Below are 12159 nucleotides of genomic sequence, written 5' to 3'. Positions count from 1 at the left end.
TCAGCATATTGTCAATAATTTGACACTTCAGATGTATTAGATTTTGGCTCTACCAATAACTTTTTCTGCTGCTATATGTGATAAAAAACCTGAACGACTCCCGTATTCTGGATGGCTTGCGACGAATTGATCGATACGGCGGATCAGCAATGATGGAAGAGTGACGTTGATTTTTTCTGACTTCCCCAATAATCGGGTAATATCTACATCAACTAATGCCCATATTGCCCCCATATATTCAGGGTTTGTCAGGTAGTTTTCCACGCTGGTCGCTTCTGGTACTACTTCGTTATCATCAACCAGCAATTCGATATGCGCTTCAATTGCTTCACGGGCGCTTTCTATCGCGTCTGTAAAATTATCTCCGCCAGAAAAGCAACCTGGGATATCTGGGACACGGACGCCAAAGGATGAATTACCTTTGTCAATGGCAACTGGATATAACATTTACACCTCCAAGAAGTGGGCTAAAGCCCCGCCTGTTTTTGGATACTTTTTAATGTTGGTAAAGGTATGTCCTTTTGTGGGTGTTTTACCGTTACCAGTCCTTTCTTGGTCGGATGTTTGAACTGATGATGACTGCCTTTAACCCTCACCAGATACCATCCGTCAGCTTCTATCATTGCTATCGCGTTTCTGCTATCCATCCTCCAGCTCTCTTGTTTTGTCTTTGTGGAGTTATAATAACCCTGTAATGTCATGTGTCAAGATAATAGGGGTTATTGGCGTTATTATTAGTTGCTAGAGCAGCTAAAAAGTCGGCCATCCCAGTTTCATGAGCTAATATTAATCATAAGAAAATCTTGTCAGAATTGTCTGTAACTTAGTGGTGGAAGTCAGTCACTGCAATTGTTTTTGTACAAACAAATTTAAAGGACAAAACGAATGAAAGCGTTGATCGTAATTGACATGCTGAACGATTTTGTCACAGGATTACTCGCCAATGAGGCGGATGCGATGAAGATCGTACCGGTAATTAAACGGCTGATTGATCATGCCCGGCGTCAACCGGATTGGCTGGTGGTTTATGCTAATGATGCTCATCGAGCTGATGATCGAGAAATAAGTATTTGGGGTAAACATGCAATGGCCGGAACATCAGGCGCTAATGTCATTGAGGCACTGGCTCCTATTGGAGCAGAACGTGAAATTGTTTTGCCCAAGCGATTTTATGGGGCTTTCGATGGAACCGATCTGGAAGAGGTTTTGCAAGTATATGGTGTGACGGAAGTTGTGTTAACCGGCCAACATACTCATTGTTGTGTCAGACATACCGCTTATGGCGCATTTATACGCGGTTATCAAATCAAAGTTTTGTCAGATGCTGTGTGTGTTTTTCCCGGCATCGATCAGCAAGCTGCTCTGGATTACCTTAAAACCATTTACGGTGCTGAAATTATAATGAGCACTGCATTAGTCATGTAAATTGGAATAATGGGTTATAGTCGGCTACCCGAACAATATTTCTTATACCCATCATGGGTATTGGTGTTGATGGTGGGTATAAGCGGTGCTATCATTCTCTTGGTTTTGATTAAAGAGAGGGATAATGTCTAGCGATGAACTAATAAAGCAAATCAAAGCAGTTGGCTGGAATTTTGTGCGAGCCAATGGTTCGCATCATGTTTTCGAGAAATCAGGGGAACCCAGCCCGATAGTAATTCCGCATCCGCGCAAAGATTTGGCGATCGGGACGCTCAATAAAATACTTAAACAAGCAGGACTGAAATAACTTAATTAAGCGGTTGAAAGGCCGCTCTTTGATCAAAGAGAAGGTGTAAGCATGAGATATCCTATTTATTTACATCAGGCTGACGACGGATCGTTTTCCGGTTTTGTGCCAGACGTGATCGGATGTTACTTTGCTGGCGATACCATTGACGACGCTATTAGCGATGCTCAAAACGCATTAGATACTTATTTTGAATACATGAGCGAAAAGGGTGAGGCTCCAGTACAAGCCAGAACTGTTGCTGACCATCTAAGCAATGAAGATTGCACCGGCGGCAGTTGGGCTTATGTTGACGTGGATTTAACTAAATACGATGGAAAAGCCATCAAGCTAAACATTACTATGCCTCAACTTTTGTTGGGTAGAATTGATGAATACGTGAACTCACATCGTGAGTATCATAGCCGCAGCGGATTCTTGGCTGAATTGGCTCGGCGTGAGCTGTCGAAACACTCGTAAGATAATCCCTCTATCAAAACCATGAAAAGCCCGCTAACAGCGGGTTTTTTCTTTTAAGAATACCAAAGTGACATGACTAACCTCGTTTTCCCTCGCTGTGCGACGCCCTTAAATACGCGATGACGGGGAATACGGAGGTTGTGACAAACGGCAATTTTGGTTGAATCGATAAAAGCGATCCCTTGAGTTTCAGCCTTGCGTGACGAAAGAAAAGCACAGAGGGGAATGAGCGCCCTTTGCTTCAAGGTTAACATCCAGGTGTAGCTGACCAACTTGGGAAAATCGGCCTTAAGATAGTGTTTAACATGCTGAATATAAGACGTTTTAAAATCACGATAATGGCTCATGTGGAATAAAATGAGGAGCGTCATGACTTCACTGAGAGAAAGGGAAGCTTCGCGGCGACGTTTGAGCAAGCCGTTTTCAATTAACTGTTGATGCCAGAGAGGAATAAATTTTTGGCAAAAGTCATCGACGCAGCAGTAAAGTTTTTCTAAATTAGATATGCCTGAGGATCTCCACGATTTTGTTTTATCTAGCAAAAACTTTGATCGTGCCTCAGGCACTTAGTCCCCTTCTTAAGCAAACCTCAGGTTAAATAATAAGTTAGTGAAAGTTAAACAGCGGGTAAATTACGTCCATAATAGATTTCTTGTATCTCTTTTTTCAAAAGATGGGTAATTTCCTGCTTTTCAGTTTCACTAAGTTGTTCTGGTGTGGCATTAAATAGGTAATCATTCAGGTCAAATCTTTTTAGCATCATTTTTGTATGAAATAGATTTTCCTGATAAATATTAACATCCATCATGTAATACTGAGATTGCACTTCTTCAGTCATATAGTTCTGGATAGAGCTAATTTTATGATCGATATAGTGTTTCACGCCATTTACGTCTCTGGTGAAACCGCGGACACGATAATCCATCGTGACAATATCTGATTCTAATTCGTGGATCAGATAGTTCAGTGCTTTGAGAGGTGAAATAACACCGCAGGTTGATACTTCAATATCAGCTCTGAAAGTGCATATACCGCCGCCCGGATGGCTTTCTGGATAAGTGTGAACGCAGATATGGCTCTTATCCAAATGACCAACGACGGAATCGGGTAATGGACCTGGATTTTCAGTATTGTCTACATCCTTTGGGTCCATCGGCTCTTCGCTGACGAGTATGGTAACGCTTGCCCCTTGCGGCTCATAGTCCTGACGGGCGATATTCAAAATATTTGCACCAATGATCGAACACGTTTCGCTAAGAATTTCCGTTAAACGGTTAGCGTTATATTGTTCGTCAATATAAGCGATATAACTATCCCGATCAGCTCGGCTTTTTGCATAACAGATATCGTAAATACAAAAACTCAGGCTTTTTGTCAGGTTATTAAAGCCGTGCAATTTCAGCTTGTGCAATTTATTTCACCTCCTGGCTAATGGGTGATTATGGGTTCTCAGATAGTGCATCCAGCAGATATTGTGGTAAGGCAAAGCTACCGGCATGAACGGCTGGATTGTAGTAACGGCAGGTAAAACCTGCGTTGTTAAAGCGCTGTTGCAATGTTGCCAGATCCACATGGCATAGTGCTGGGTTTTGGCTTGCCCAGGCAAAGGTCATAATTCCGCCATAATAGGTTGGAATAGCAGCCTGATAGAAACCGCTGTCAGCAAAATAGTTGCTCAATTTTTTATGGCTGGTGACTGCTTCGTCCTGTTGCAGGAAACAAACACCATTTTGAGCAACAAAGATGCCGCCTTCATTCAGGCAGCGTTGGCAACCTTGATAGAATTCAGATGTGAATAATCCTTCACCGGGCCCGATCGGATCTGTGCAATCAGAGATAATGACATCGAATTTCTGATCGGTGGTATTCACGAAGTTAACGCCATCGTCAATGATCAGATTAAAGCGTGGATCATCATAAGCGCCGGCATTATGATTAGGCAGATACTGACGGCAGAATTCAACTACCCCAGCATCGATTTCAACCATAGTGATGCTTTCAAGATATTGATGACGGCAGACTTCACGTAACATACCACCATCACCACCGCCGATAATCAGTACTCGTTTGGCGTTCCCGTGGGCGAATAAGGGAACATGGGCCATCATTTCGTGGTAGATAAATTCATCACGTTCAGTCGTTTGTACTGTGCCATCCAGCGCCATAATGCGGCCTAATGCCGCGTTTTCAAAGATGATCAAATCTTGATGCTCAGTTTTATCGTGATAAAGCACTTTATCAACGGAAAAATACTGGCCAAAGTTGGCGTGCAGGGTTTCGTACCAAATTTCTTTTTGTGACATATCCCGGCTTTTCCTCCACTGTGACAGTCATGAAAATTGGGTGCACATAATAACCAACAATTTTCATAGTTGCACGGTGAAATTTACCCCTTTGGGGGTATGAGGAAAAGGACTATTTAACGTAGGCGAATAAACTCAGCGAATCTCTGGCGAGAGCATGACACTTTATCGCATTGGATAGGTAAATTCCTTTTAGATCTTGGTAGCTTTCTTCGTTGAGTTTGTCCATCAATTGGCTGTTGTAATTAGTTAAATCCCACTTATTGCGTTGAGCGAAATAAATAATGGCTCGTTTAATTTCCCGGTCAGGAATTTGGCTGTAACCACAGTCATATTTCAGGTAGATAAACACCGCTGTCAGATCGGCCAGATCTTCAGCTTCATTTTCTGTCAGCGCTTTTGCGGGGTGAGAAAAACCGAAAAGAACCAGTATGTAAGTCAAGAGAGCTAATTTTCGCATTTGTATTATTATAATCAATCCATGTCATAGTACGTTAACATATTAATATATTTGTTAGGTAAAATTTATTTTTTAAAATTACTGTAAAGATCGACTTAAATCACATTCCCTTTGCTTGACCTTCCTGTAAGGGTAGCCCTTAGGTTTCCTTTATGAGATGTTTTTTTGTTGTCTATTTTTTGGTTGAGTTAACTAGGAAGTGAATATGCAACGACGTGATTTTATCAGATTAAGCGCCATTATGGGTGTATCCAGTATGTTACCTGTATGGAGTCGTTTCTCCTTTGCTGAGTCTTATCCGGCATTACCTGTCCCTCCACAACTAGAGCCAGATGCGACAGGGAAAATCGCTATTGAAATCAAAGCGGGAAAATCTAGTTTTAAAGCAGGAACGGTGACTAAAACTTGGGGTTACAACGGTGATTTACTGGGGCCGGCACTGAAATTGACTTCTGGTAAACCCGTTACTATCGATATTCGTAATCATCTACCGGAAGAAACCACGGTTCACTGGCATGGTCTGGAGATTACTGGGGAAGCTGATGGCGGCCCACATGCGATGATTGCGCCAGGTGGGAGTCGGGCGGTTAGTTTTACGCCTGAACAACCGGAAGCAACTTGTTGGTTCCATCCACATACGCATGGCAAGACGGGTTATCAGGTTGCAATGGGGCTTGGTGGATTAGTACTGATTGAAGATGAGAACACTATTAATACGGGGTTGCCAAATCGATGGGGCGTGGATGATATTCCGGTAGTGTTGCAGGATAAGCGCTTGAATAACGAGGGGCAGATTGATTATCAACTGGATGTAATGAGCGCTGCTGTTGGTTGGTTTGGCGATATGATGCTGACCAACGGTGTTGTTTTGCCCCAACATACTGCACCGCGCGGCTGGTTACGTTTGCGTTTGCTAAATGGTTGTAATGCTCGTAGCCTCAATATTGCGACCAGTGATGGTCGTCAGTTGTATGTTGTTGCCAGTGATGGTGGTTTGTTAGCGGAACCGGTTGCGGTTAATGAGTTACCGATTCTGGCGGGAGAACGTTTTGAGGTAGTTATAGATGCTTCGGATGGCAAATCTTTCGATCTGGTGACGTTGCCTGTGGTTCAGATAGGAATGACGTTACCGCCATTTGAGCAGCCACTGCCGGTTTTACGTATTCAACCTCAGCTTTTTTCTAGCCGCGTAATACTGTCGGAACAGCTTGCCACGCTTCCTGCATTGCCTTCTTTTAACGGTTTGAATAGGCGTCGTTTACATCTGGCGATGGATAGTCGTCTGGATATGCAGGGAATGATGATGTTGTCTCAACGCTACGGTGAGCGTGCTATGGCGGGTATGGGAATGGATCATGGGAATATGAACCACGGAGATATGCATCATGGTGGTGAACTAAATTTCCATCGTGCGAATACCATTAATGGGCGGGCTTTCTCCATGATGGAACCTGCTTTTGATGTAAAACAGGGGCAGTATGAGCGTTGGGTGATTTCTGGGGTTGGCGATATGATGCTGCATCCGTTCCATATCCACGGCACCCGCTTTCGTATTTTGAGTGAAAATGGCCGTAAGCCTGCTGCTCACCGCAGTGGTTGGAAAGATATTGTGCATGTGGAAGGTAAGGAGAGTGAAGTGCTGGTTCAGTTCAAGCATACGGCGGGAGCGAAACACCCATTTATGGCGCACTGTCATCTACTGGAGCATGAAGATACTGGCATGATGGTGGGTTTTACTGTTAGTAAATAATTTTGCTGACCGCAATGGAGCATAACAAAGCGTTGTACAGGGATTATGGTAGGTATTAAAATAGGCATAGGTTTTGTGTATTATTTATCCTGTTTAAATGAAGGTAATTGAGATGCTTAGTGCAAGATTTGACTCAGAAAAGGCTATAGAGGCTATTCTGTATGTTGCCTCTACAGCACCAATTTCTGACATTTATCATGTGGGTAAAATTCTGTATTTTGCTGACCGGCTGCATTTGGAGCGTTATGGCCGGTTAATTACGGGTGATAATTATCTTGCAATGAAAGATGGCCCCGTTGCAGAGAATGCCTATGATATTATAAAAGTAGCCAGGGGAGACGGGCGCTTTATTCCAAATAGGTGTGATGTTGATGTTATTCGGTCATCGTTGTCAGTAGAAGGACGTTATGGAAATAACCAAATACGTGCTTTGCGTGATTTCGATGAAGATGTATTTAGCGATTCTGATATTGATTGCATAAATGAAGCAATTGAAAAATATGGGAATCTCTCTTTTAAAGAAATACGTGATATCAGCCACGATAGTGTTTGGATGGCGGCTAACCAGAATGGTGAGATTCCGTTGGAAGTGATAGCTGCCAGTTGTAAAGATGGTGATAAATTAATTGCTTATCTGACTTCTGCTGAGTAGCTGATGACTAATCTTGGTGACAGATTTCCCACATCTTTTAGGGCAGATTTTTCAGGCAAACAGAGTTTGGTTATAGGAGACGTTCTTTATCTTCACTGTCCTTTTACAACGCCGCCAAAGTTAAAATATCTGTTGGTTTGCTGCTGTGAGCTATTATTACTAAATAATATTTTTGGTGTATGATCTGTAGATTGGTTTCTCTTCTAAATACTATAAACATCCTTATCTTATGCCATACTTGCCTTTAGATATTCTAGAGAAAAGGAATTGTTCAACAATATTGCTAGAAGAATGGCGTATTAATTGGCATATCAACTGGTTATGATTTTTTATTGATTTTCATATAATTATTCATTAAAAACAATTGGTTAACTTTATAATGAAACACACTGTAGAAGTTATGATCTCCGAACAGGAGGTTAAACAACGTATTGCTGAACTGGGAAAACAGATTACTGAACACTATCGTGACGGCGGTAGTGAGCTGGTGTTGGTCGGATTGCTGAGAGGTTCATTTATTTTTATGGCTGATTTATGCCGTGAAATTCAGATCCCTCATCAAGTCGATTTTATGACGGCTTCCAGTTACGGTAGCGGTATGAATTCCACGCGTGATGTGAAAATCCTGAAAGATCTGGACGAAGATATTCGCGGTAAGCATGTATTGATTGTGGAAGATATTATTGATTCAGGTAATACCCTGAATAAAGTGCGTGAAATTTTGGCGCTGCGTGAGCCAAAATCACTGGCAATTTGTACCTTGCTGGATAAACCTTCCCGCCGTGAAGTTAATGTTCCGGTTGAGTGGATTGGTTATTCAATTGAGGATAAATTTGTGGTGGGTTATGGTATCGATTATGCGCAACTTTACCGTCATTTGCCTTATATCGGCCATGTGGTTTTGTTAGAAGAGTAGTTTTTATCTCATTTGAAAGCGGCAACTTTTGGGTTGCCGTTTTTGGCTTATGTGATTCAGGCATGATGTGTAGAGGGCTGCGTTCCTATCTACATTTCGGCTCTGGTGCCTAATACGGCTTCCGGTCGTAGAACCATATCGGCAGATATCCCTGATTAATAGTAGAATTTATTCCAATATGCTGGACACTATGGCTAAAATTTCATTAACTACAGACGTCGGTGCCTCTTCAATTTTTCTTGCCTGTCTTGCACTTAGATCGACGGAACGAATGCCATTCGCTAATAGCACTCCTTGAGTCTGTGTACCGGTGCCCATTAATGTCACGGCAAAACCTGCGAACCTGGCATAATTTCCTCCTTGTGTTATAGGAGCAATAATTGTTAAACCTAATTTGTTAAAATTGTATGGACTTATTACTAAGCATGGTCTTTTGTCACCTTGCAGTTCTTGACCCGCGACCGGGTTTAAGCAAGCTTCAATAATATCCCCTCGTTGAAATATTGCCATTACACTTCATTCCCTACAGGTTTACTAGCATCCCATTCTTTTAATATTTCAGGTATCGGTGCTTCTGAGTCACATAGAGCAAGTAGATCGGCCAATTTATACTTGGGACGATGGTTTACCGCAGAGATTACAATTTTTCCTTGTTCTTCGACAATTGATAATTGGTCACCCTCTTTCAGGTGGAGGGATTTCAATAGCTGAGCTGGAATAATAGTACCAACAGAGTTTCCAATTTTTCTGACATGAGTGAGCATAGCACTTTCCTCGTAAGTAACGGTTATCACATTGTTGACACTGTAGAGTGGTTTTACCTAAGTGTCAACATTGTTATTACAGGTAATGTGATTCAATAGCCCATAAAAATGTTCTTTTCATGAACTACTTTGTCCATTCAAGGAAAATTTGAAACATTCCTTATTTTAGTAAGAAACGCTAGCCTTTTGTAACAATTTCGACAAGGTAGGAAACAGTCAAATGGAATGCAGGTGGTAGAACTGATAACCGAATTTTTTACCTAGTGGATAATAATATATTTATCTTTCCTTTTTTCTGTAGTGATGATGAATATATTTATCATGAATTATGTTGTTTTCTTTTTATTACCATATTGAGTACATTCGTAAAATAAAGAAATAAAAATAAATACTTAAGATTCAAATAGGCAGCGATTTAATAAAATAAAAATCTGTATAAATCTTCGTTTAATTACACTATAGAAGAGGTTAAATATAACCTTTTCTACAGCGTATTTTGTTAGTGATCTGAAAACTTACTTCTTATTCGTCAATTTGGATACGGTCTGGCGATAGGCAAGTTCCAGTTTTTCACGACTATCAGCCGTGACTTCCAGATCTTGCAACTGACCATTATGAATACCGTAAACCCAACCGTGGATCATCACTTTCTGGCCTCGTTTCCATGCTGCTTGCATAATCGTTGAGTGGCCAAGGTTATATACCTGTTCAACAACATTAATTTCGCACAGACGGTTCAGACGCTCATTCGGGGGTAATTCACCTAGCATAGAACTGTGTTTATACCAGAGATCACGGATATGTAACAGCCAGTTGTTAATCAATCCCAGTTCGGTGCCATCAATTGCAGCTTCGATACCACCACAACCATAGTGTCCGCAGATAATGATATGTTCAACTTCCAGTACATCTACGGCATATTGAATAACTGAAAGACAATTTAAGTCAGTATGAATCACCAGGTTTGCAACGTTTCTGTGAACGAATAAGTCTCCGGGGGCGGCATCAATTAGCTTTTCTGCTGGCACCCGGCTGTCTGAACAGCCAATCCATAAGAACCGAGGTTTTTGTGCTTTTGCTAATTCTTTGAAAAAACTTGGGTTTTCTTCGTTAACCGATTCTGACCACTGCTTGTTATTGGCAAGCAGCTCTTCTATTTTTTTCATCATGATTCATAGCCTGGTAGTGTTTCTTTAAGATAGAATCATATACAACATCAATTAAAATTTTAATATTTTGTTGCTGTTTGTTTTTAATCTTTCTGCTGTTTTTGCAAAGAAAGTCAGGCAGAAAAGGAGCATTATGTTTCCACATTGCACGCAAAGGCGACCAGATAATAAAGGTGTTTTGTAATTTATGACTTATGCATTGGAGTTAACGCAGCTTACTAAGACTTACACTGATGGTGTTAAGGCGCTGCGTGGGATAGACCTGAATGTGGAAGTTGGAGACTTCTACGCATTATTGGGTCCGAATGGTGCAGGGAAGTCCACCACAATCGGCATTATTAGCTCTCTGGTAAATAAAAGCAGCGGTAAGGTTAAAGTGTTTGGCTATGATATTGATACCGATATTGTGAATGCTAAACGCCAGTTAGGTCTTGTTCCGCAAGAATTTAACTTTAATCCGTTTGAGACGGTGTTGCAGATTGTTCTCAATCAGGCCGGTTACTATGGCGTACCGCGAAAAGTGGCGCAAGCCAGAGCGAAAACTTATTTGTCGCAGTTAGATCTGTGGGAAAAACGCAATCAACGGGCGATTCGTCTGTCTGGAGGGATGAAACGACGTCTGATGATTGTACGTGCTTTGATGCATCAGCCTAAATTATTGATCCTTGATGAACCAACTGCCGGTGTTGATATTGAACTTCGTCGATCTATGTGGAGTTTTTTGCAACAGTTAAATGCACAGGGAACGACAATTATTTTAACGACTCACTATTTAGAAGAAGCAGAAATGCTGTGCCGTAATATTGGTATTATTCAGCATGGTGAATTGGTGGAAAACACCAGTATGAAAAATCTACTCAGTCGGGTGGAATCTGAAACATTCTTCTTCGATCTGGCAACGCAAAACCCAACTCTTGAACTGGTAGGATATGATTATCGGCTGCTGGATGCCTCCACTTTGGAAGTGGATGTTCAACGTGGTCAGGGAATAAATAGCGTATTTACCCAATTAAGCGCTCAGGGTATTCATATTCTGAGCATGCGCAATAAAGCGAACCGTCTGGAAGAGTTATTTGTCAGCTTGGTGAACAACAAGCAAGGAGATAGTCAATGATTCAGTTGTACTGGGTGGCGCTAAAAACTATCTGGATTAAAGAAATTACCCGTTTTGGGCGTATTTGGGTACAGACTTTATTACCGCCGGTTATTACCATGTCGCTCTATTTTATTATCTTCGGTAGCTTGATTGGTTCGCGCATTGGAGAAATGGGCGGTGTCGATTATATGCAGTTTATTGTCCCTGGCCTGATTATGATGGCGGTGATTACTAACTCTTATGCCAATGTTTCTTCCTCTTTCTTTGGCGCGAAATTCCAGCGCAGTATTGAGGAATTATTGGTAGCGCCGGTTCCGACACATATAGTTATTGTAGGTTTTGTTGGTGGTGGTGTTGCCCGTGGTGTTTGCGTCGGTATTTTGGTGACATTGGTTTCTCTATTTTTTGTTCCACTTCATATTCATGCGTGGTGGATGATTGTTATCACATTGTTGATGACCTCTATTCTGTTCTCACTGGGTGGTTTGCTGAATTCGATTTTCGCTAAAACGTTTGATGATATCAGCATTATTCCGACCTTCGTATTAACGCCACTGACCTATCTTGGCGGGGTGTTTTATTCATTGACGTTATTACCCCCATTTTGGCAAGCGGTTTCCAAGCTGAACCCAATCGTTTATATGATTAGTGGTTTCCGTTATGGTTTCCTGGGTATTACCGATGTTTCTTTGATAATTACATTAAGTGTTTTGACCGCATTTATTGTGGTTTTTTATCTTGTTGCTTGGTATTTAATTGAAACAGGGCGAGGGTTGAGGACCTAAATCCGGTAATTTATTAAAAGTTTCTATTTTTGAAGCCCCCTAAATTTTGCTTACTAATTTTAGGGGACTAAAT

General features: G+C 41.5%; 16 protein-coding genes and 1 pseudogene. 8 read left to right on the top strand and 9 right to left on the bottom strand.

All coding sequences use genetic code 11. From position 1 onward, the window contains the following. Positions 1-36: 36 nt before the first annotated feature. Together TI10_RS10800 and TI10_RS10795 are read right to left on the bottom strand one after the other, a co-directional pair. Entirely contained in the window at positions 37-447 is a 411-nt protein-coding gene (locus tag TI10_RS10800; protein WP_049583296.1) for a type II toxin-antitoxin system HicB family antitoxin, read from the bottom strand. Between the two features lie 20 nt (positions 448-467). Then, a complete protein-coding gene (locus TI10_RS10795) occupies positions 468-647 on the bottom strand; it encodes a type II toxin-antitoxin system HicA family toxin (RefSeq protein ID WP_049583294.1) in 180 nt (59 codons plus the stop codon). Between the two features lie 238 nt (positions 648-885). Here TI10_RS10795 and TI10_RS10790 point away from each other — a divergent pair, with 238 nt between their 5' ends. The 3 genes from TI10_RS10790 (at position 886) to TI10_RS10780 (ending at position 2191) form a co-directional block, all read left to right on the top strand. Further along, a complete protein-coding gene (locus TI10_RS10790) occupies positions 886-1425 on the top strand; it encodes a cysteine hydrolase family protein (RefSeq protein ID WP_074524926.1) in 540 nt (179 codons plus the stop codon). A gap of 124 nt (positions 1426-1549) precedes the next feature. Next, positions 1550-1732: a type II toxin-antitoxin system HicA family toxin gene (locus TI10_RS10785; protein WP_049583293.1), complete on the top strand. Its 183-nt coding sequence runs from the start codon at positions 1550-1552 to the stop codon at positions 1730-1732. 51 nt (positions 1733-1783) lie between these two features. Further along, on the top strand, positions 1784-2191 hold the full coding sequence (locus TI10_RS10780; protein WP_049583292.1) for a type II toxin-antitoxin system HicB family antitoxin: 408 nt from the start codon (positions 1784-1786) through the stop codon (positions 2189-2191). Positions 2192-2274: 83 nt separating this feature from the next. Here TI10_RS10780 and TI10_RS10775 read toward each other — a convergent pair. The 4 genes and pseudogenes from TI10_RS10775 to TI10_RS10760 all read right to left on the bottom strand — a co-directional run. Next, positions 2275-2697 (bottom strand): annotated as a pseudogene (locus tag TI10_RS10775) (transposase); the annotation flags it as partial. A gap of 110 nt (positions 2698-2807) precedes the next feature. After that, the gene (gene speD, locus TI10_RS10770) at positions 2808-3602 is read right to left on the bottom strand and encodes an adenosylmethionine decarboxylase (protein ID WP_049583291.1); all 795 of its coding nucleotides are present in this window, start codon (positions 3600-3602) and stop codon (positions 2808-2810) included. A gap of 28 nt (positions 3603-3630) precedes the next feature. Continuing rightward, positions 3631-4494, bottom strand: coding sequence for a polyamine aminopropyltransferase (gene speE, locus TI10_RS10765; protein ID WP_049583290.1), 864 nt, complete (start codon positions 4492-4494; stop codon positions 3631-3633). Positions 4495-4606: 112 nt separating this feature from the next. Beyond that, positions 4607-4954 (bottom strand): YacC family pilotin-like protein, encoded by a 348-nt coding sequence (locus TI10_RS10760; RefSeq protein WP_036782614.1) that lies wholly within the window; start codon positions 4952-4954, stop codon positions 4607-4609. Positions 4955-5159: 205 nt separating this feature from the next. On the opposite strand from TI10_RS10760, the gene cueO reads away from it, so the two are divergent. From cueO to hpt, 3 genes are all read left to right on the top strand, one after another. Continuing rightward, positions 5160-6704, top strand: coding sequence for a multicopper oxidase CueO (gene cueO / locus TI10_RS10755; RefSeq protein WP_049583289.1), 1545 nt, complete (start codon positions 5160-5162; stop codon positions 6702-6704). Between the two features lie 112 nt (positions 6705-6816). Then, complete coding sequence (locus tag TI10_RS10750; RefSeq protein ID WP_244161566.1) at positions 6817-7356, top strand: Panacea domain-containing protein; 540 nt, start codon at positions 6817-6819, stop codon at positions 7354-7356. Between the two features lie 379 nt (positions 7357-7735). Further along, positions 7736-8272: a hypoxanthine phosphoribosyltransferase gene (gene hpt / locus TI10_RS10745; RefSeq protein WP_049583287.1), complete on the top strand. Its 537-nt coding sequence runs from the start codon at positions 7736-7738 to the stop codon at positions 8270-8272. A gap of 168 nt (positions 8273-8440) precedes the next feature. On the opposite strand, the gene TI10_RS10740 is transcribed toward hpt, so the two are convergent. The 3 genes from TI10_RS10740 to can all read right to left on the bottom strand — a co-directional run bounded on the left by TI10_RS10740 (position 8441) and on the right by can (position 10205). Further along, complete coding sequence (locus TI10_RS10740) at positions 8441-8782, bottom strand: type II toxin-antitoxin system ChpB family toxin (RefSeq protein WP_049583286.1); 342 nt, start codon at positions 8780-8782, stop codon at positions 8441-8443. Beyond that, on the bottom strand, positions 8782-9036 hold the full coding sequence (locus TI10_RS10735) for an AbrB/MazE/SpoVT family DNA-binding domain-containing protein (protein ID WP_049583285.1): 255 nt from the start codon (positions 9034-9036) through the stop codon (positions 8782-8784). Before TI10_RS10735 ends, TI10_RS10740 begins: the two co-directional genes overlap by 1 nt. Positions 9037-9551: 515 nt before the next feature. Then, positions 9552-10205 (bottom strand): carbonate dehydratase, encoded by a 654-nt coding sequence (can, locus tag TI10_RS10730; protein WP_049583284.1) that lies wholly within the window; start codon positions 10203-10205, stop codon positions 9552-9554. Between the two features lie 187 nt (positions 10206-10392). Here can and TI10_RS10725 point away from each other — a divergent pair, with 187 nt between their 5' ends. Both TI10_RS10725 and TI10_RS10720 read left to right on the top strand, forming a co-directional pair. Continuing rightward, a complete protein-coding gene (locus TI10_RS10725; RefSeq protein WP_049583283.1) occupies positions 10393-11319 on the top strand; it encodes an ABC transporter ATP-binding protein in 927 nt (308 codons plus the stop codon). Further along, a complete protein-coding gene (locus TI10_RS10720; RefSeq protein WP_049583281.1) occupies positions 11316-12086 on the top strand; it encodes an ABC transporter permease in 771 nt (256 codons plus the stop codon). The genes TI10_RS10725 and TI10_RS10720 overlap by 4 nt, the downstream gene beginning before the upstream one ends. Positions 12087-12159: the final 73 nt, after the last annotated feature.

Origin of the sequence: Photorhabdus luminescens subsp. luminescens (genome assembly GCF_001083805.1) — a bacterium.
Classification (GTDB): domain Bacteria; phylum Pseudomonadota; class Gammaproteobacteria; order Enterobacterales; family Enterobacteriaceae; genus Photorhabdus; species Photorhabdus luminescens.
This window is presented reverse-complemented; position numbering and strand designations above follow the sequence as displayed.